Annotated in this window: 15 protein-coding genes; 8 read left to right on the forward strand and 7 right to left on the reverse strand. The window is 49.2% G+C overall.

The features are described 5' to 3' along the window. Positions 1–49: 49 nt before the first annotated feature. Positions 50–1,246 carry a molecular chaperone DnaJ gene (dnaJ, locus tag BN1938_RS07240; RefSeq protein ID WP_050639948.1) on the forward strand — a complete coding sequence of 399 codons (1,197 nt, stop codon included), beginning with the start codon at positions 50–52 and terminating at the stop codon, positions 1,244–1,246. Between the two features lie 323 nt (positions 1,247–1,569). Here dnaJ and glgX read toward each other — a convergent pair whose 3' ends face one another. From glgX to BN1938_RS07255, 3 genes are all read right to left on the reverse strand, one after another. Next, positions 1,570–3,717, reverse strand: a complete 2,148-nt coding sequence (gene glgX / locus BN1938_RS07245) for a glycogen debranching protein GlgX (protein WP_050640033.1) — start codon at positions 3,715–3,717, stop codon at positions 1,570–1,572. A gap of 62 nt (positions 3,718–3,779) precedes the next feature. Next, the gene (locus tag BN1938_RS07250) at positions 3,780–4,400 is read right to left on the reverse strand and encodes a response regulator (RefSeq protein ID WP_050639949.1); all 621 of its coding nucleotides are present in this window, start codon (positions 4,398–4,400) and stop codon (positions 3,780–3,782) included. 3 nt (positions 4,401–4,403) lie between these two features. Next, a complete protein-coding gene (locus BN1938_RS07255) occupies positions 4,404–5,471 on the reverse strand; it encodes a sensor histidine kinase (RefSeq protein WP_050639950.1) in 1,068 nt (355 codons plus the stop codon). A 406-nt stretch (positions 5,472–5,877) separates the two neighbouring features. Here BN1938_RS07255 and BN1938_RS07260 point away from each other — a divergent pair, with 406 nt between their 5' ends. The 5 genes from BN1938_RS07260 to BN1938_RS07280 all read left to right on the forward strand — a co-directional run bounded on the left by BN1938_RS07260 (position 5,878) and on the right by BN1938_RS07280 (position 11,601). After that, positions 5,878–6,807, forward strand: coding sequence for an ABC transporter ATP-binding protein (locus BN1938_RS07260; protein WP_050639951.1), 930 nt, complete (start codon positions 5,878–5,880; stop codon positions 6,805–6,807). Between the two features lie 11 nt (positions 6,808–6,818). Next, complete coding sequence (locus tag BN1938_RS07265; protein WP_050639952.1) at positions 6,819–7,949, forward strand: ABC transporter permease; 1,131 nt, start codon at positions 6,819–6,821, stop codon at positions 7,947–7,949. Then, positions 7,936–9,087 carry an ABC transporter permease gene (locus BN1938_RS07270; RefSeq protein WP_050639953.1) on the forward strand — a complete coding sequence of 384 codons (1,152 nt, stop codon included), beginning with the start codon at positions 7,936–7,938 and terminating at the stop codon, positions 9,085–9,087. The genes BN1938_RS07265 and BN1938_RS07270 overlap by 14 nt, the downstream gene beginning before the upstream one ends. A 177-nt stretch (positions 9,088–9,264) precedes the next feature. Continuing rightward, entirely contained in the window at positions 9,265–10,659 is a 1,395-nt protein-coding gene (locus BN1938_RS07275; RefSeq protein ID WP_050639954.1) for an MATE family efflux transporter, read from the forward strand. 114 nt (positions 10,660–10,773) lie between these two features. Then, positions 10,774–11,601, forward strand: coding sequence for an Mrp/NBP35 family ATP-binding protein (locus BN1938_RS07280; protein WP_050639955.1), 828 nt, complete (start codon positions 10,774–10,776; stop codon positions 11,599–11,601). A gap of 73 nt (positions 11,602–11,674) precedes the next feature. Here BN1938_RS07280 and BN1938_RS07285 read toward each other — a convergent pair whose 3' ends face one another. Further along, positions 11,675–12,370 carry a S1 RNA-binding domain-containing protein gene (locus BN1938_RS07285; RefSeq protein ID WP_050639956.1) on the reverse strand — a complete coding sequence of 232 codons (696 nt, stop codon included), beginning with the start codon at positions 12,368–12,370 and terminating at the stop codon, positions 11,675–11,677. 377 nt (positions 12,371–12,747) lie between these two features. Here BN1938_RS07285 and BN1938_RS07290 point away from each other — a divergent pair, with 377 nt between their 5' ends. Together BN1938_RS07290 and BN1938_RS07295 are read left to right on the forward strand one after the other, a co-directional pair. Beyond that, positions 12,748–14,400: a putative manganese-dependent inorganic diphosphatase gene (locus BN1938_RS07290; protein WP_050639957.1), complete on the forward strand. Its 1,653-nt coding sequence runs from the start codon at positions 12,748–12,750 to the stop codon at positions 14,398–14,400. A gap of 71 nt (positions 14,401–14,471) precedes the next feature. After that, positions 14,472–15,053 carry a flavin reductase family protein gene (locus BN1938_RS07295; protein WP_050639958.1) on the forward strand — a complete coding sequence of 194 codons (582 nt, stop codon included), beginning with the start codon at positions 14,472–14,474 and terminating at the stop codon, positions 15,051–15,053. 919 nt (positions 15,054–15,972) lie between these two features. Here BN1938_RS07295 and galT read toward each other — a convergent pair. Genes galT through BN1938_RS07315 form a run of 3 tightly spaced genes read right to left on the reverse strand, consistent with a single transcriptional unit; the run spans position 15,973 to position 19,676 of the window. Then, positions 15,973–17,463 (reverse strand): UDP-glucose--hexose-1-phosphate uridylyltransferase, encoded by a 1,491-nt coding sequence (gene galT, locus BN1938_RS07305; RefSeq protein ID WP_050639960.1) that lies wholly within the window; start codon positions 17,461–17,463, stop codon positions 15,973–15,975. After that, positions 17,457–18,467 (reverse strand): UDP-glucose 4-epimerase GalE, encoded by a 1,011-nt coding sequence (gene galE, locus BN1938_RS07310; RefSeq protein WP_050639961.1) that lies wholly within the window; start codon positions 18,465–18,467, stop codon positions 17,457–17,459. Before galE ends, galT begins: the two co-directional genes overlap by 7 nt. A 36-nt stretch (positions 18,468–18,503) precedes the next feature. Further along, positions 18,504–19,676, reverse strand: coding sequence for a galactokinase (locus BN1938_RS07315; protein ID WP_050639962.1), 1,173 nt, complete (start codon positions 19,674–19,676; stop codon positions 18,504–18,506). Positions 19,677–19,699 lie beyond the last annotated feature (23 nt).

Genomic DNA, 19,699 nt, shown 5'->3' on the forward strand with positions numbered 1-19,699 from the left:
AATTTCTTTGTTGACAGAATTAAGCAGACAGATGAAAGGGTAGAGTGTTATGGCAGAGTCAAAAAGAGATTATTACGAGGTGCTTGGCGTAGGCAGGGATGCAGATGACGCGGCAATTAAAAAGGCATACCGAGTTCTGGCCAAAAAGTACCATCCGGATATGAATCCCGGAGATGCCGAGGCCGAAAAAAGGTTCAAAGAGGCATCGGAAGCGTATGCAGTACTTAGCGACCCTGATAAACGCCGCCAGTATGACCAGTTTGGACACGCAGCATTTGAAGGTGGGGCCGGCGGAGCAGGCGGCTTCGGCGGATTTGATTTTAACGGTGCTGATTTCAGTGATATATTTGGCGATATTTTCGGAGATTTGTTTGGCGGAGGCGGACGCAGAGGCGGCAGGGCCAGCAACGGTCCGATGAAGGGGGCAAATATCCGCAAGAGTATTAGAATCACATTCGAGGAAGCAGTCTTTGGATGTGAAAAGGAATTGGACGTTGCATTAAAAGATCCATGTACAGCATGCAACGGAACAGGGGCAAAACCGGGCACATCTCCTGAGACTTGCCCGAAGTGCGGAGGAAAAGGCCAGGTGGTCTACACATCCCAGTCCTTCTTCGGCACAGTACAGAATGTCCAGACCTGTCCGAACTGCGGCGGTTCCGGAAAAGTCATTAAGGAAAAGTGTCCGTCTTGTTCCGGAACAGGATACACATCCAGTAAAAAGCATATTTCAGTCATTGTGCCTGCCGGCATAGACAGCGGGCAGAGCGTACGTTTACGGGAAAAGGGCGAGCCGGGGGTTAACGGCGGACCGAGAGGCGATTTGCTGGTAGAAGTAAATGTAAGCAGACATCCGATCTTCCAGAGGCAGGATATGCATATCTTTTCAACCGTACCGATTACATTTGCACAGGCAGCGCTGGGTGGGGATATCAGAGTTCCTACCGTGGACGGAGACGTTTTATATACCGTAAAAGCAGGCACCAAGACAGATACAAAAGTGCGCTTAAAAGGAAAAGGTGTTCCGTCCCTTCGTAATTCTCAGGTGCGGGGAGACCATTATGTAACATTGGTCATCCAGACTCCGGAAAAACTTAGCCCGGAGGCAAAGGAAGCATTGAAGCAGTTTGATAAATTATCGGGGAATTCACTGAACCAGAATGTGGAACCGGAAGAGGAAAGCAAACCTCAAAAGGGGAAGAAAAAAGGGTTCAGAGGGAAAGTGAAGGATGCGGTGGATGAGTGAAGGAGAGGGCGCTTAGCGAAGGGACGCTTAGTGAAACCTCGGAACGGCCGTCCCCCCGGGAATCGGATATAGGCGCAGTCGGAGAGACGGGTTTTGACTGTAAGCTGGAGTAAAGCAAAAGAGAAGAAAAACCAGGGCAACCTGGCCACATCACGAGAAGCCTTGATGACTTCTCGCGCTGGGGCCAGGGATTCTTGTGATTTGTGATCACAAGAATCACCCTGGTTTTTCTTCTCTTTTTCTTAACTCCAACTAACAGCCAAAAGACGCTTCCGACTGCCCCTATATCCGATTCCCGGGAGGACGGCCGTTCCGAGGCTTCACTAAGCTGGGGCGTCCAAGGCGGGAGGTACGCTGCGGGATGGGGAAACGGCTGTCAGGCAGATGATTGAGCGGCCTCCCAGGAGTATGGCTCCAGTTGCCTTGGGGGCAGTGTTTTCGTCGTAAAGCATTTGTGACGAATCGCCGGTGTTTACTGCTATGTGCCAGCTGTAATCCGGCGGGAGTTCGGGGAGGGTTAGCTCTAGTGTTCGCCAGTAGGGGTTCACTGCCAGGTATACGATATCATCTTTTTTGGTTTCTTCGTCGTATCCGGCGAACATGATTCCTATGGTCCTGGATTCGGGAGTGTAGTCTGGTGCCCAGGGGGTCAGGCCGTGTTCACTGGTGCAGGGGAAACCTGTATGGCTGGGAGCCAGGTTTTTTCGGATTGCGGGATGGCTTCTCCGAAAGGCGGTCATGTAGCGGAAAAACTGGAAGAGATCTTTGTTTTTTTCTAAGAGACGCCAGTCCAGCCAGGAGATGAGATTGTCCTGGCAGTAGGGGTTGTTGTTGCCAAAACGGGTATCCCCGAACTCGTCTCCGGCGAGGAACATGGGGGTTCCTCTGCTGCACATTAAGACCGCACAGGCGTTGCAGATCATGCGGAAGCGGAGTGTATTGACTTCAGGATTGCCGGTATCGCCTTCTACACCGCAGTTCCAGCTGTTGTTGTCATCCGTTCCGTCGGTATTGTCCCAGCCGTTGGCTTCGTTGTGCTTCTGATTGTAGGAGTACAGGTCGTAGAGGGTGAAGCCGTCATGGCAGGTCAGGAAGTTGACAGAGGCATTCAGGCCTCTGGAATCCGGATCATATAGATCAGGCGAACCCAGGATTCTCATGGCGGCGGCTCTGGCCATGCCGGCATCTCCTTTTAAGAATCTGCGGAGGTCATCCCGGTATTTGCCGTTCCATTCCGCCCAGCGCTTCCAGGATGGGAAGGAGCCTACCTGGTATAACCCGCCCGCATCCCAGGCCTCTGCGATCAGCTTTACATTGCCAAGAATGGGGTCGAAGGCAAGGCTGCGCAGCAGCGGAGGCTGGCTCATGGGGGAGCCGTCGTCGCTGCGGCCGAGGATGGACGCCAGGTCGAAGCGGAATCCGTCAACCCGGTAATCCGTCACCCAGTAGCGCAGGCAGTCCAGGATCAGCTGCTGGACGACCGGGTGGTTGCAGTTCAGTGTATTACCGCAGCCGCTGAAGTTATAGTAATAACCATCGGGGGTCAGCATGTAGTAGATATGATTATCAAACCCTTTGAAACAAAAGCAGGGGCCGTATTCATTACCCTCGGCCGTGTGATTGAATACAACATCCAGAATCACATCAATGCCGTTATCGTGTAGGGCTTTGATCAGTTCCTTGAGTTCCCTGCCCTCCTGGTTATATTCCACGGAAGAGGCGTAACTGGTGTTTGGGGCGAAGAAGCTGACCGGATTGTAGCCCCAGTAGTCCAGCAGCTGATTATTGTCCAGCAGCCGGGCATCGCGCATCTCATCGAACTCAAAGATAGGCATCAGCTCCACGGTATTGATGCCGAGCTGCTTCAGGTATGGAATTTTTTCTTCCAGCCCCCGGAAAGTGCCGGGATGTTTTACCCGGGAGGAATCATCTTTTGTAAAGCCTCTGACGTGGGTCTCATAGATGATCATATCTTCCATGGGGATCTGAGGCTGGCGTTCCCGTCCCCAGTCGAAATTGTTGCGCACAACGCGAGCCCGGTAGCCGTGCTGTACGCAGTTCATGCAGCCCCATTTGCTCTGGCCGGTGACGGCCCTGGCATAAGGATCCAGCAGGATCTTTGTTTTATCAAAACGGAGGCCTTTCTTCTCGTCATAAGGCCCGTCCAGGCTGTATGCATATTCGAAATCTTCGATGTCCAGCCCGAATACAATCATAGAATAGACAAACCCGATCTTATAATGTTCAGGAAAAGGAATCACTGCGAAAGGTTCTTCCGCTTTCCTATGGAAGAGAAGCAGTTCGCAGGAATAAGCCTTATGGGACTGAATTGTAAAATTGACCCCTCCGGGGATGATGGTTGCCCCGAAAGTATTAAAAAATCCAGGGCGGACGAGAAAACCGCTGATCATGTCGAGCGGTTCCAGCTGACCGTTGGGGACAAGAGACATATCGGTAGTCTGTAATGGCATAAATATCAGATCCTTTCTTTTTAGTGCTGATAATATTTTGGCTGTTATTTTGTGTGCCGGCATTATTTGTGCTGATAATAAAAGACGGCAACCTGGGTCCGGTCCCTCAGCTCCAGTTTATCGAGAATAGAACTCAGGTAATTCCGTACAGTTCCTTCGCTCAGATACAGAGCAGAGGCAATCTCCTTATTGCTCAGCCCGTCGGCTATGAGCCGGATGATTTCCAGCTCTCTGTCATTGATATCACAGGAAGCGTAGTCAAAGGCCGGGGGCCTCTGGAGAAGTGAAGGAATCTTCGATACTATGGCATCTCCGAACACGGTCTGGCCCGAATACACGGCCCGGATGGCAGGCACGATATTTTGGTAGTCCTGTTTCAGGAGGTACCCCTTTGCACCCAGCTTCAGCGCTTTGATAATATATTCATCGTCAGAAAATGTGGTAAGAAGCAAGATTCTTGCTTCCGGAAATTCTCTGAGTATTTCCGCTGAAGCATCCAGTCCGTTCATATCTTTCATACGGATATCCATGAGAAGAACATCAGGCCGGTGCTGCCTAAACAGCGCAGCTGCCTCACTTCCGTCACTTCCGCAGGCCGGTACATGAAAGTCTTCCTGCGTCTCAAGTATCGTTTTCAGGGCTCCTGCCACGAGAAAATCATCGTCTACGATCAAAATGTTCATACTTTAAATCTCCTTTGGTATGGTAATAAATATTTTGAAACCTTTGTCCGTCTGAATCTGTATATTGCCTTTCAGGGACTGTATCCTGTCTTTCATGTTGACAAGCCCGATCCCGGAACCGGAGGGGGAAAGGGCTGTTCCGTTGTCCTCAATTAAGAGCTGGTAAAGTGCCGGATGCTCACGCATAATAATCGTTACATGTGTAGCATTGCTGTGTTTTATTACATTGGAGAGCGCCTCTTTTGTAATACTGATAAAGGAGTACTTGATTTCCCGAGATAAGTCACGCCCCATGTCATATTCAAATGACACCATGCAGGCTGTAAAATCTTTGAGCAGGCTGTTCACCGCCTCTTCTAAGTCTATGGCATCATCATGGAGGTCATGCACGCTGTTGCGAATGGTGTTCATGGCAGAATTCAGAGTAGAATCCAGGATCTCCAGCGGCTCCGACAGTGCAGGCTCCTTATGAACGGCACGCAGGGCCCCCACCATGAGAATGGAGCGGGAAAGAAGATGTCCGACATTATCGTGAATCTCACGGGCAATCCGGTTGCGTTCCCTCAGAGTGGCGGCGTAGATCTCGTAATCCTGTTTTTCCAGCAGTGCATGGTTCTTTTCCGTGAGAAGAAGATTCAGCTCCGTACTGTCATCTCTCGTCCGCTTATACAGGCTGTCCAGCTGCTCATAGGTTCCTGCGCTTCTTTGGAGCAGAAAGGCAAGCATCACCCCGAAGATTCCAAGACATAGAAGGAACAGGTCTGCTTCCCGGATGCCATATGCCCAGATATAAAGGCAGAGGCCTGCGGCGGCCGGAATATAGCGCTTATGGTGCAGAAGCACATAAGCACATGCCGGATAAAAATAAAGCAGCTCAGGAAGCAGTATGGATACGAGCAGATACAGGAGGAAGATGGGCAGGAGCAGCTTATTCAGCTCCAGAAAATAATCGGCGCAGCAGAAAATCAGCGCCGTTAAAAAACCAAATACGTAAACAATATCCGGTGAATCATGAAATAAAGTGAAAAAGCAAAATACAATCAATAATCCAGTGTCTCTGAAAAAATTCATGGGAACCTCTTTCTGTGCGGAAGAATCATCACAGTCTGTTATATTTTCTATTATATCATGAATCTAAGATTCATGACCGCCAAACGCCGTTCGGAAAATGTACAGACACACTTTCCAAACTAACGATCATTATATCATAAAATGGCTGGATACGTAACTAATATGGAACAGTTCTGGCAGGCCTGAACTGTTATGCTGTGGTTACTATTCACGGACATAGGCCGCGCATAGTAATGTACCGTTAATGTGCACACCCTGAGGGCGCACATATTAACAAGGTGACATTTGTCACATGAAGATCATGACGTATGACACTACCGGAAGGAAAGAAAAGAAAGTATACTGAGACTATAAAGAACAAGGCCGCCGCGCGGCTAAGGAAAATAAAGTCAGAGGAGGCTTTGGAATGATAAAAATAGAAAACCTGGTAAAGCGTTATGGAAAACTTGTGGCACTGGATCATTTAAATCTGGAGATAGAGGAAGGGGAGATATACGGACTGCTCGGTCCAAACGGATCCGGAAAAACAACGGCGATCAGCTGTATGCTGGCACTTTTAAAATACGACAAAGGCACGGTAAGTATTTTCGGCGAAGAGATGAGTCCGGATAATTATGGTATTAAACAGCAGATTGGAATCGTCCTTCAGAATGTGGCAGTCTTTGATGAGCTGACCGTTTATGAAAATATCGACTATTTCTGCGGACTGTATGTGAAAGACAGAGAGAAAAGAAAAAAGCTGGTTGTGGAAGCCATCCACTTTGTGGGGCTGGAGGACTATATAAAAATGCGGCCAAAGAAGCTTTCGGGAGGCCTGCTCAGACGTCTGAATATTGCATGCGGCATTGCACATAAACCCCGCCTTATTATCATGGATGAGCCGACCGTAGCGGTAGACCCGCAGAGCAGAAACCGGATTCTGGAGGGGATACAGGAATTAAACAGACAGGGATCTACCATCATCTATACATCCCATTACATGGAGGAGGTAGAACAGATCTGCACCAAAATCGCTATCATGGATCATGGCAGAAGCATTGCGGTTGGAACAAAAGAAGAACTAAAGGGCATGATTAAGACCGGGGAAACGGTTACCATAGAGGCAGCTGCCCTGGATTCGGATCAGATCAAGGATATCCGCCTTCTGCCCCATGTTTTCGATGTGAAATATGAAGAACAGATCCTAACAGTGCGCTGCACAGGGGCAAAACACAATCTGATACGTATATTGAACTATTTACAGGAAAATGAAATACCATTCGGCAGGGTATTCTCGGAGCTTCCGACACTGAATGACGTTTTCCTCGAAATCACGGGAAAAGAGCTGAGAGACTAGGAGGGGATCACATGCTGCATTTAATGAAATATGATGTCAAAGTAAAGCTGCATAATTTTAATATGCTGTTTTGGCCCTTCTTTTTTCCGCTTTTGCTGGCTACCTTCTTTTACTTTGCGTTCGGCAAAATAGACGAGGCTGATTTTGAGACAGTGCCGGCTGCGGTTGTAGAGGAGAAGGGGCAGGCTGCGGATCAGGAATTTTTGGGATTTCTGGATATGATGGAGCAGGATGATTCCAAACTGATCCATATAGAAACTATGGATGAAAAAAAGGCACTCCATGCTCTGAAAGGGAAGGAAATATCCGGGATATTCTATGTAGGGGAGACCCCTGCCCTTACCGTTGGGGGTGTGGGAATGGGGGAAAGTATCCTGCAGTCCCTGCTGGAAAGCTATTTGGACGGGAAGCAGACGATGATGACGATCGCAGCAGAACACCCGGAGGGAATCCGTAATGCAGCCGCCCAGATGTCCGATTATCAGGAGATGGTAAAACAGGTTTCTTTGGGCGGCAAGACAACAGACGGAAACTCACAATTCTTTTATGCGCTCATCGCAATGGGCTGCCTGTACGGCTGCTTTATCGGATTTGGTTCCGCACTCACCCTGCAGGCCAACCTGACCGCTCTGGCGTCCAGAAGATGCGTTACGCCAACCCATAAACTGAAACTGATCCTGTCAGAGATGCTGACCTCATTTGGTATGCATTTTATGAATATCATCATCCTGCTTTTATATCTGAGGTATGGGCTTCAGTTGGAATTCAGAGGGGAAATGCCGCAGATGCTGCTCGTATCATTCATAGGCTGTCTGATTGGTGTTTCCATGGGGATCTTTATCAGCAGTATCAGCAAGTTTGGCGAAGGCATCAAGATAGGGATACTTCTTGGAATCTCCATGGTGTGCAGTTTTCTGGCAGGGCTGATGAACTCGGAAATGAAATATACGGTAGAAAGATACTGCCCGATTATAAACCGCATTAACCCGGCGGCTCTGATATCAGATGCATTCTATTGTATCAATGTCTATGATGATCCGGTGAGATTCAGGCGCAGCCTTCTTATCTTAACGTTCATGTCAGTGGTGCTGATCCTGGGATCATTCTTAGCAGTCAGGAGGGAACGTTATGACAGTATTTAAAGGTTATATGAAAATTGTAAAAGCAAATGTGGGGCTGATCCTGATGTATCTGGCTATCTTTTTCGGTATCACGATGATGATCCAGGCTGTTACAAAAGATACAGGGAGCGGCAGCTACAGTGCGGAAAGTGTACGTGTAGGCATCGTGGATGAGGACGGGGGCGCTCTGGCGAAAGGGCTGAAGGAGTATCTCGGACAGTTCCATAACCTGACCATGATAGATAATAACAAAGAAAAGCTGCAGGAAAGCCTGTTCTACAGAGAGTTAGAGTATATAGTAAAGATTCCCGACGGCTTTGAAAAAGAGTGTCTGGAAGACGGGGAGAAGCTGGAGGTGACGAAGGTGCCCGGCTCGTACACCAGTTTCTATGTAGACCAGCAGATTACCAGTTTTCTGAACAGTGTGAAGACCTACTATGCTGCCGGATATTCTGCATCGGATGCAGTTGATGCGGCTCTGGATAGGCAGGAGGCAGAGATCACCATGCTGGATATCAACGGCAACGCCGGAGAATTACCAGGTTATACTTATTATTTCAGATACATTCCATATTTGATGATGAGTGTCCTCTGCTATGTGCTGGGTAATATCTTATCCGCCTTCCATAAAGGAGATATCCCCAAAAGAATGCAGGCATGCGCAGTGTCAAACCGGAGGCAGAACCTGGAAGCGCTTCTGGCTGCCGGGCTGCTGGGGGGAGCGTTGTGGGCGGTATGCATGCTGGGCAACCTGGTGCTCTATGGCAAAGCGTTCCTCAAGAGCAGTTCCATTCCCTACTATCTGCTCAACTCGCTGGCGGTTCTGCTCGTGGTTCTGGCGCTGGCATATCTGGTGGGAATGCTGACCAATAATACAAATGCACTCAACGGCATTGTCAATACGGTGTCGCTTGGCATGTGCTTCCTGTGCGGGGTCTTTGTACCGCTGGATGTCCTGAATAAAGGGGTAATAACAGTTGCACAGTTCCTGCCGGTTTACTGGTACGAAAAAGCCAATGATACGCTGGCGGAATTTGGAAATATTACAGGCGGCGTGCGTACAGAAGTGCTGCAGGCGGTTGGTATCCAGCTGGTTTTTGCAGCGGCTATCCTGTGTATTGCTATGGCAGTGTCCAAAAAGAAGAAGATGGGGGCATAAACTGTAAAAACAGGGCTGTACCTTTCTGGGAATATATGTTAGAATCTAAAAAAGATGTTCTCCGCGCAGTGCGGAGAACATCTTTTCTGGGATTGAAAGAAAAAGCGTTACTGCCCACGGGCAAACCTGTAGACGGTAACGATAAATTTTACTGACTGAGGAGAGGTACGGGACTATATGACATTCATGAAACGAATATTATTTGGAGATGACGGATTGGGAATTGACTGGGGAAAGTTTTATCGGAGTGTTTTTGCTCTTGTAATTCCTATGGCCCTGCAGAACCTGATTAATGTGGGGGTAACCGCCGCCGATGTAATTATGCTGGGGAGAGTGGGAGAAAAGGCGCTTTCAGGAGCGTCCCTGGCGGGACAGGTGCAGTATATCATGGTACTTTTTCTGTTTGGGCTGACCTCCGGCGCCACAGTGCTGACGGCACAGTACTGGGGGAAGGGCGACAAGAAAACGATAGAAAAGATTCTGGGGCTGGGGATGAAAGCGGCCATTATTGTCACTGCCATATTTACGGTGGCGGCCCTGATGATCCCGGATCTTCTGATGCGGATATTTACAAATGATCCTGCGGTCATTTCCGAGGGGATAAAGTATCTGAGAATTGTTGCCTTTTCCTATGTTTTGATGGGAATTACCCAGGTTTATCTTTTCATCATGCGCAGCGTGGAACGGGTGGTAGTCGCAACGGTTGTATACCTGGTCTCTCTGATCTGCAATGTCATACTGAATGCCATCTTTATCTTCGGACTTCTCGGCTGTCCTGCAATGGGAATCCAGGGAGCTGCGCTGGGTACGCTGGCAGCACGGTTTGTGGAACTGATACTTGTGTTCGGTTATGCCAGGCTCTTTAATAAGGACATTAAGTTCCGTTTCCGCTATCTTATGCGGACAGACAGACTGCTGGTGAGGGATTTTCTCCGGTATGCCCTGCCGGTGGTGATGAATGAGGTGATGTGGGGGCTTGGAACGGCGGCGAACACCGCGATTCTTGGACATATGGGCAGTGCGGCGGTGGCGGCCAATTCCGTGGCGCAGGTGGCCAGGCAGCTGGCTACGGTAGTCGCATTCGGACTGTCCAGCGCGACAGCGATCTATCTGGGCAAGACGATAGGAGAGAAGAAGTTTGAGCATGCAAAAGCCTATGCACACCGCTTCCTTCTTCTAAGCGTGGTGATGGGGGCGATCGGCGGCGTGATTATTCTTGTGGCAGCGCCGGTAACAGCGGCTCTTCTTTCACTGACACCGGCGGCAAAGAGCTATCTGAAGTTTATGTTCTTTGTTATGTCTTATTTCGTGATTGCCCAGTCGTTCAATACGACGATGGTGGTCGGGACGTTCCGCTCCGGCGGAGACACGAGGTTCGGACTGATCATGGATGTCGCTACAATGTGGGGATGCTCCATACTCTTTGGTTTCCTGGCGGCCTTTGTGTTCCACTGTGGCGTGCCCGTTGTCTATATCATACTGATGAGCGATGAACTGATTAAAGTACCCATTACATGGATCAGGTACCGCAGCTATAAATGGCTGAAGGACGTAACCCGGGAGTTGGATTAGTTTTCCCCCATGGGTGTACTTTTTTTTAGAGTGTGGTATAATAGGAACAGTGGGCCGGCGTTCAGGACAAAGGCCCGGATTTGGTATCATGAAAGAAAGAGAAGGTAGAGTATTATGGCAGAAGAGTACAGCAATGGCTGCAGTGAACAATCCTGCTCCGGATGTTCACATGCCGGGACATGCGAAAGTAAAAAAGAAGATTTTAGGGTCCCTGCAAATGCATATTCACAGGTAAAAAAAGTAATCGGCGTTATCAGCGGAAAGGGCGGCGTGGGCAAGTCTCTTGTGACCGCTTCACTTGCCAGAATGATGCGTGAAAAAGGATATACGGTAGGTATTCTGGACGCCGACATTACAGGGCCGTCCATACCCAAAATGTATGGCGTGCACGAGATGGCAAAGGGCAGTGAAGACGGAATGTTCCCCTGCATTGCAAAGGATGAGACGAGGATTATGTCCGTGAATCTGCTTCTGGAGGAAGAAGACACGCCAGTGATCTGGAGAGGGCCGGTCATAGCAGGCGTTGTCACACAGTTCTGGACCGATGTTATGTGGGGAGATTTGGATTATCTGTTTGTAGATATGCCGCCGGGAACCGGTGATGTTCCTCTTACCGTATTCCAGTCCCTGCCGGTAGACGGCGTAGTAATCGTGACCTCTCCCCAGGATCTGGTACAGATGATCGTGAAAAAAGCCTACAACATGGCGAAACAAATGAATATTCCGGTACTGGGAATCGTAGAGAACTACAGTTATTTAAAATGTCCGGACTGCGGCAAGGAGATCAGTATCTTCGGCGAGAGCCACATCGATGAGATCGCGGCAGACCTGGGACTGCCTGTCCTTGGCAAGATGCCAGTCGATACAAAGATCGCAGAAGCAGTAGAACAGGAAAAATTCTACGAGACGGAGAATCCGTATCTCAAAGATATCGAACTTTAGAGCGTGTCGGAAAAGAAAAGGCATCATCCGCTGTGAATACTTCATACGGATGATGCCTTTTAAAAAGCGGTTATTAAAGTTTGATATTCTTGAAGAGGTCTCCGAGACTGGTTCCAATGTTCTCACTCTTCGGAATCTCGACTCTTTCTTCCACTTCTTCCTGATGTTCTTCCAGAGCTTTCATGCTCAGGCTGATCTTTCCTTCTTTGATGCCGATTACTTTCACTTTCACAGTGTCGCCCACTTTCAGCACTTCGCCAGGGGTTTTAATACGCTTCTGGGAAATCTGGGAAATGTGGACAAGACCGGACAGCCCGTTGTCAAGCTTAATGAATGCCCCATAGTTCTGCAGCGTCTCTACGGTTCCTTCCATAACAGTGCCGGTCTTAATGCTGGCAATCTGTTCTGCACGTGCCTGCTGTTCTTTTTCCCTCAGGATCTCACGTGCGGACAATACAAGGCGGTTATTCGCCTGATCCACATCAATCACGCGGACTTCAATGTCTTTCAGTAAATATGTTTCAAGATCTTCAATATATGAAAGAGAAAGCTTGGATGCAGGGATAAATCCTCGCAGCCCTTCTACCATGGCTATAGCACCGCCATTGACAATGCCTTCTACCTTAACTGGCAGAACCGTTTTCTTTTCCATATAATCCATCACTCTGTTCCATGGGTTGGCATCATCAAAATGTTCCTCGTAATCTGCCATTGTCTCAACCGGTTCATCGTTTGTCTGTAACTCTTCTGTTCTCAATTCTTCACTCATCGTCGCACCTCAACTTATCTTTTATAATTCATGTAGTCCATATGGTATAAGTATAGCATATTTGTGACCAAAAAAACAACAGGTCTTGTAACATTACTGAATTTAGAGTGCGAGTTTTTTGGGGGAAGGGGGACGCCTTGCGGGTGACTGGAGGGGAAACGAGGGCAGGGGATGAGATTGGGGGAAGATTGGTAGTTTTTGGGGACAAATAGACCAGTCAGGAGAAAGGGGGATTAGGAGAGCGAAGTGAGGCGCTGGCTGGGGTTTGGGTAGCTTCTGTTGTAAAAAATGATGAGAATGTTGAAAATCTGGTTGACGAAAACTTAAAAAGGTGGCAATCTACTATTATGTGAATTTATGGTTAAAGGGGATATAAAATGGATAATGGAGTTAATAAACGAAAAGTATATGTAGTCGGCCATAAGAATCCTGATACGGATTCTATTTGTTCTGCGATTGCTTATGCAAGGCTTAAGACGATCGTGACAGGGGAGGACCATACCCCTCGCAGGGCGGGGCAGCTGAACGAGGAGACACAATATGTGCTGGAGCGTTTTAAGGTGAAGGTACCTGCACTTTTGTCGGATCTGCGTGTTCAGGTTAAGGACGTGGAGCTGAGGAAAATTGAAGGGCTGAGCGGCAGTGTATCGATTAAGACGGCCTGGGCACGGATGAAGGAACTGAATATTAAGACGCTTCCGGTTACGAGGGATGGGAAGCTGGAAGGGCTGATTACGATCGGCGATATCGCCACATCCTACATGGATGTTTATGATAGTACGATTCTGTCGAGAGCCAGGACGCAGTACCGCAATATAGCGACAACGATTGGCGGGCGGGTCGTGATCGGTAATGATCACAGCTATCTGCTGAAAGGAAAAGTAGGCATTGCAGCTTCCAGCCGGGATCTCATGTCGGATTTTATAGAGCAGGATGACCTGGTGATACTGGGAAACCGAAGAGAGGCCCAGCAGTGTGCGATTGACCTGAATGTGGGATGCATGGTTGTATGCCAGGGGGCAGAAGTTCCGGATGATATTATTGATCAGGCAAGGGAGAAGGAGATTGTGATCATTAGTACGCCTCATGATACGTTTACCGTAGCCAGACAGATTAACCAGAGTATTCCGGTCAGGCATTTTATGACCAAAGAGGGGCTGATATCATTTAAGATGCGTGATTATGTGGATGATGTGAAGGAGGTCATGGCACATAAGCGGTTCCGTGATTTTCCGATTCTGGACAACAGAGGGAATTTCCTTGGGTTTATTTCCAGAAGGAGACTTCTTAACTGCAGGAAGAAACAGGTGATCCTCGTGGATCATAATGAAAAGAATCAGGCTGTGGACGGGATTGAAGAGGCCGATGTACTGGAAATCATAGACCACCACAGACTGAGCAGCATTGAAACGATGGGCCCGGTATTTTTCAGAAATCAACCGGTGGGCTGTACAGCTACGATTATTTACCAGATGTATCAGGAAGAGGGTGTGGTAGTGGAGCCGACGATAGCGGCCCTCCTCTGTTCCGCAATCATTTCCGATACACTGATGTTCCGCTCACCCACGTGTACATCTCTGGATGAGGCATCCGCAAGGAGTCTGGCCAGGGTTGCAAACATTAATATAGAAGAACTGGCTTTGGAAATGTTTAATGCGGGCAGCAATCTGAAAGGTAAGAGTGCAGAAGAGATTATTTTCCTGGACTTCAAGCAGTTTACAGTCAATGAGATCGTGATAGGCGTAGGCCAGGTGAACTCTATGAGTGCGGATGAACTGAAGGAAATCAAGACCACAGTGCTTCCGCATCTGGATAGTGCAAGAAAATCACACGGCCTGGATATGGTATTTTTCATGCTGACCAATATCGTGACCGAATCCTCCGAACTGCTCTGCTGCGGGCCGGATGCAAGGGAAAAAGTGATGTCAGCCTACGATCTGCGTGAGGATACGGAAGACCTCCTTCTGAAGGGAGTTGTATCTAGAAAGAAGCAGCTCGTGCCAACACTGGTAGGCGCACTGCAGCAATAGGATCATATGGTGATTGAAACGGACAAAAGTACCCATCATTTGTAAGAGAAAGAAAAGAGGCACATACATTCATGAGCAGACAAATATGGAAACCAGGCAATATGCTGTACCCACTCCCTGCAGTCATGGTAAGCGCGGGGGACAAGGAAGGCAACCAAAATATCCTGACCATTGCATGGACGGGAACCATCTGTACCAACCCGCCCATGGTCTATATATCCGTGCGGCCGGAGCGGTATTCCTATCAGATGATAAAAGACACCGGTGAATTCGTAATAAACCTGACAACAGAAAAACTGGCAAAAGCCACGGACTACTGCGGTGTCAGATCCGGCCGTGACACAGACAAATGGAAAGAAACCGGTCTCACCCCGGGGCCCGCCGAGTCCCTGCTGTATGCACCGGTCATAAAAGAATGTCCCGTCAGCATCGAGTGCCGGGTAACCGAGATCAAAGAACTCGGCAGCCATCACATGTTCCTGGCTGAGGTAAAAACAGTACAGGTTGACGAATCGTATCTAAACGAAAAAAACAAATTCGAACTCAATAAAACAGGACTCCTCGCCTATTCCCACGGAGAATACCTGGGGCTGGGAAAAAAAATCGGAACCTTCGGATATAGTATTCGCAAGAAGAGGAAACGGGGGAAGTAGGTTTGCGTGTGGGGGGCGCCTGCCTGAGATGGGGAGAGGGATGCCGCCGGGACTTAGAGGAGGCTTTTTGTTTGTAACCCGCTTACGGAGAAGTCCTAACGCAAAAGGAACTGTCCATGAGGGCACGTACTACATGCAGCGAGAAAGCTTGATGCTTTCTCGCATTAGGTAGTACTGAAAAGTGATTTTGGAAAATCACTTTTCATCCCTCATGGACAGTTCCTTTTACGTAAGGACTTCTAGACCGTGCGCTCTATACGAACAAAAAGCCTCCTCTAAGTCCCGGCGGCATCCCTCTCCCCATCTCAGGCAGGCTGGGCGCATCCAGCCGGAAATAAAAACTTACTTTGGGTGGCGTTTCACGAGGGCAGCGGATCTTGGTTGGATGTGCGGGAAAAGATGGGAGAGGAAGAGCAACCCAAGAAGTGCTTTTTATATTTCCAATTCCTCCAAGGAATTTCGTGATATTCCTCCCGATTTTCCCGTTACGCCCCCTTAAAAACGGCCCTCCGTATCGCCGCTCCCATCCGCCTCTCCCGCAGATTCCCCCGTACAGGCTGGTTCTCTGCATACCGGATGCACGCAGCCTGTGGAAGGAGGGAGGTCCGGGGCGGGGAAGAAAATGCAGGGGAGCCTTTGCAAAAGCATAGAATGCGCGGTTTAGAATGGCTTAATGGAAAACCTGCTGGATTTTGAGGCTAAAATCGGCTCACAAAGCCGATTTTAAAGAGACCTGAGCTGCACAATCATCAAGATTGTGCAGTGAATGTCTCTGATGCCTCAAAATCCAGCAGGTTTTCCATTTAGCCATTCTCCGCAAATGGGTTGCTTTAGCAAAGGTTCCCCTGCATTTTCTTCCCCGCCCCGGACCTCCCTCCTTCCACAGGCGGACCCTTCCCCGTTTCCAACTACCCAGCCCCTAAAGAATCCCTATGAATTTATGAAAAGCTTTGAGTCCGCTTTCACTGCATTTATACACCCCGGCATCTTCGAGTACCTGGCAGAAGACTTTACCGATTTCCTGCCGGAGGATATGGTCGATATTTTCCGGGGTGATCTCCGGATACCCGGGCAGGAAGCCTTCCGCCCAGTCGGCGTGTTTCGTCAGGATCTCATCGCTGCGGAGATCTTTTTTCTCCAGTATACAGGTCTTTAGCCGTTCCATCTCATCCTTTAAGCGGGCGGGGAGTACGGCGAGGCCCATGACCTCTATCAGACCGATATTTTCTTTTTTGATGTGATGCAGGTTTGCGTGCGGGTGGTATACACCCAGCGGGTGCTCTTCTGTGGTGATGTTGTTGCGCAGTGTCAGGTCAAGCTCGTACAGGCCGTCATGCATTCTGGCAATCGGGGTGATCGTGTTGTGAGGCTGGCCTTCTGTTTCTGCGTAGATAAAGGCTTCCTCATCGGTGTAGCCTCTCCAGGCCTTAAGGATATGGTCCGCCAGATCGATGATCCGGTTTTCATCTTTTCCCTGCAGACGGATGACGGAAAGCGGCCACTTAACGATGCCGGCTTTGACGTCCTCAAAGCCTTTCACCTCGAATGTGCTGATTACAGGCGCTTTTGCCATTGCAAAGGTGTAATTTCCGCCCTGGAAGTGGTCATGGCTCAGAATGGAGCCGCCTACAATCGGCAGGTCGGCGTTGGAACCAAGAAAATAGTGTGGAAATAATTTGACAAAATCAAACAACTTCCGGAAGGTGTTTTTTTCTATCTTCATGGGTACATGTTCGCCGTTCAATACGATGCAGTGCTCGTTGTAATAAACATAGGGGGAGTACTGAAAGCCCCAGCCGCTGTCGTTGATAGTGACCGGAATAATCCGGTGATTTTCGCGGGCAGGATGGTTGGTACGTCCCGCATATCCCTCATTTTCCATGCAGAGCAGGCACTTTGGATAGGAGGAAGCCTTGGCGTTCCTTGCCGCAGCGATGGCCTTGGGGTCTTTTTCCGGTTTGGACAGGTTGATGGTGATATCCAGTGTGCCGTATTGGGTATCAACCGTCCATTTCATGTCCTTTGCCACGCGGTAGCGGCGGATATAATCGCTGTCCTGGCTGAACTTATAATAATAATCGGTGGCAGCTACAGGCGATGTTTTGTAGAGTTCCCAGAACTCTTTCTGGATCTGGGCGGGGCGGGGCAGCAGACAGTTCATCAGTTTTGTATCAAATAAATCACGGTATACGATGCTGTCTTCTATGATGCCGCGGCTGCATGCTTCGTCCAGAAGGTCTCTGAGCACATCTTCCAGGACAATGCCGGAAAGATCGCAGTCAGTATCTTCATATTCGTCTTCATGATACAGCTCCAGCAGCAGATTCGTTGTGTAAACGCGTTCGCACTCCGGAGTCAGGCCGGTCTGAATACCGTACTGCACCAGCTTTTTGATAGAATTACTTAACATGAAGCGTCCCTCCTGCCATCGTCAAATCCTGCGGGGTGGGTACTGTGCCATTTCCAGGCAGAAGAGATGATCTCTTCAAGATCTGCATGCTCTGGTTTCCAGCCGAGTACTTTTTGTGCCTTTTCACTGGAGGCAATCAGCCTTGCCGGATCTCCGGCGCGTCTCGGTGCAGTCTGTGCCTTGATCTCCAGGCCTGTGGCTTTGCGCGCGGTTTCGATGACTTCCTTTACGGTAAAGCCAACGCCGTTGCCGAGATTAAAAGTATTGCTCTCCCCGCCGTTCATCAGATACTCTACCGCCAGGATATGGGCCTGTGCCAGATCGGTTACGTGAATATAATCCCGGATACAGGTGCCATCCTTTGTGTCATAATCATCTCCGAAAATGCTGATATAATCGCGCTGTCCCAGCGGAACCTGGAGAATCAGCGGGATCAGGTGGGTCTCCGGGCTGTGTGCTTCGCCGATACAGCCGCTTTTATGAGCGCCGCAGGCATTGAAATAGCGCAGCGCAACAAATTTGAGGCCGTGGGCCTTGTCTGTCCACATCATCATTTTTTCCATAGCCAGCTTGGTTTCACCATATGTATTGGTGGGACAGGTCTTATCATCTTCCAGGATCGGAATGTTTTCCGGCTCTCCGTAGGTAGCTGCAGTGGAAGAGAAGACGATTTTCTTGACATCGTGGGCAATCATGGACTCCAACAGCACTTTAGTGCCGCAGACATTGTTATCATAATATTTCAGCGGATCAACCATGCTTTCACCTACCAGGGAATTCGCTGCAAAATGGATGACCGCGTCGATGGTTTCCTTTTCAAAAACGGAATCGATAAAAGCACGGTTCCGGATGTCTCCCTGATAGAAACGCGCTTTGGGATGCACCGCTTCGATATGGCCTGTTTCCAGATTATCCGCAATGACGACATCCTCTCCCCTGTCAATAAGTTCATACACTGTGTGGGATCCGATATATCCGGCTCCTCCTAATACTAATACAGACATTTTATTTCCACCTTTCTGTTCTTGTTTCCAGGTTACCTATGACGGAATCCTGCGGGCCCCTCCGCCGATTTCTACAGTATAGAATTCCGCCTCGCCGCCGGTCTTTTCCTGATAGCCCTTCCCCACAGCCTTGATAAATTCATCTACTGCGCTGTTTTCTACGATGCTGACCGTACATCCGCCGAAGCCGCCGCCCGTGATACGGGAACCGGTCACGCCGGGAACTTTCCATGCCAGGTCAACCAGAATATCGATTTCCTCGCAGGACACTTCATAATCATCCCGCAGAGATATGTGGGACTGGTTCATCAGCTCCCCGAAACGGGTGATATTTCCTTCTTTCAGCGCCTTGACAGCCTCGATGGTGCGCTGGTTTTCAGCAACGGCATGTTTGGCACGCCTTACTTTGACCGGGTCAGGGATGACCTCCTTGAATTTTTCAAAGGTATCCATATCCAGGTCACCGAGCGTATTGATATCCAGCTCCGTCTGGAGCGCTGCGAGCGCATCGGCACATTCCTGGCGCCTCTCATTGTATTTGGAATCCACCAGGCTGTGTTTTACCTTACTGTTGGTGATAATGATTTTGGCATCTTCCAGTTCAACCGGAGCGTATTCATAATTCAGGGTCGCGGTATCCAGGAAAATGGCATGATCTTTTTTGCCCATGGCTACGGCAAACTGGTCCATGATACCGCAGTTGCACCCATTGAAGTTATTCTCGGAATACTGCCCGATGAGTGCAAGATCGGTCATGCTGAAGCGGTCAATACAAAAGAGATCGGTCAGAATGACGCCTGTGAGCACTTCCAGGGAAGCGGAGGAGGAGAGACCGGAACCGTTGGGGATATTGCCCCAGATCACCATGTCAAAACCAGCGTCCAGCGTGATACCCTTTTGGGCGAAGGCCCATACAACGCCGAGGGGATAGTTAGCCCAGCCATAGGCAGCTTTGTTTGTCAGGTCGTCCAGAGATGCTTCCACCACACCGAAGCTATCCAGGTTCATGGAATAAAAGTGCATGGATCTGTCTGTGCGTCTTTTGGCAATGCCATAGGTGCCGAGGGTTAGCGCACAGGGAAAAACATGGCCTCCATTATAGTCGGTGTGTTCTCCGATCAGGTTCACACGTCCGGGCGAAAAGTAAAATCCTGCACCCTCAGTGCTTCCGAAGAGTTCTTTGAATTTTGCGAATAATTTGTCTTTCATGATATCTGCCTCACTTTCGTCTA

Source organism: Eubacterium sp. SB2 (genome assembly GCF_001244405.1).
GTDB classification, from domain to species: Bacteria; Bacillota; Clostridia; order Lachnospirales; family Lachnospiraceae; genus Faecalicatena; species Faecalicatena contortus_B.

What these genes read in the sequence shown, in the direction of transcription:
- BN1938_RS07285 (WP_050639956.1), bottom strand. Translation starts at nt 12,370, where the DNA reads ATGAGTGAAGAATTGAGAACAGAAGAGTTACAGACAAACGATGAACCG.
- galE (WP_050639961.1), bottom strand. Translation starts at nt 18,467, where the DNA reads ATGTCTGTATTAGTATTAGGAGGAGCCGGATATATCGGATCCCACACA.
- dnaJ (WP_050639948.1), top strand. Translation starts at nt 50, where the DNA reads ATGGCAGAGTCAAAAAGAGATTATTACGAGGTGCTTGGCGTAGGCAGG.
- BN1938_RS07315 (WP_050639962.1), bottom strand. Translation starts at nt 19,676, where the DNA reads ATGAAAGACAAATTATTCGCAAAATTCAAAGAACTCTTCGGAAGCACT.
- galT (WP_050639960.1), bottom strand. Translation starts at nt 17,463, where the DNA reads ATGTTAAGTAATTCTATCAAAAAGCTGGTGCAGTACGGTATTCAGACC.
- BN1938_RS07260 (WP_050639951.1), top strand. Translation starts at nt 5,878, where the DNA reads ATGATAAAAATAGAAAACCTGGTAAAGCGTTATGGAAAACTTGTGGCA.
- BN1938_RS07290 (WP_050639957.1), top strand. Translation starts at nt 12,748, where the DNA reads ATGGATAATGGAGTTAATAAACGAAAAGTATATGTAGTCGGCCATAAG.
- BN1938_RS07275 (WP_050639954.1), top strand. Translation starts at nt 9,265, where the DNA reads ATGACATTCATGAAACGAATATTATTTGGAGATGACGGATTGGGAATT.
- BN1938_RS07270 (WP_050639953.1), top strand. Translation starts at nt 7,936, where the DNA reads ATGACAGTATTTAAAGGTTATATGAAAATTGTAAAAGCAAATGTGGGG.
- BN1938_RS07250 (WP_050639949.1), bottom strand. Translation starts at nt 4,400, where the DNA reads ATGAACATTTTGATCGTAGACGATGATTTTCTCGTGGCAGGAGCCCTG.
- BN1938_RS07295 (WP_050639958.1), top strand. Translation starts at nt 14,472, where the DNA reads ATGAGCAGACAAATATGGAAACCAGGCAATATGCTGTACCCACTCCCT.
- BN1938_RS07280 (WP_050639955.1), top strand. Translation starts at nt 10,774, where the DNA reads ATGGCAGAAGAGTACAGCAATGGCTGCAGTGAACAATCCTGCTCCGGA.
- BN1938_RS07255 (WP_050639950.1), bottom strand. Translation starts at nt 5,471, where the DNA reads ATGAATTTTTTCAGAGACACTGGATTATTGATTGTATTTTGCTTTTTC.
- glgX (WP_050640033.1), bottom strand. Translation starts at nt 3,717, where the DNA reads ATGCCATTACAGACTACCGATATGTCTCTTGTCCCCAACGGTCAGCTG.
- BN1938_RS07265 (WP_050639952.1), top strand. Translation starts at nt 6,819, where the DNA reads ATGCTGCATTTAATGAAATATGATGTCAAAGTAAAGCTGCATAATTTT.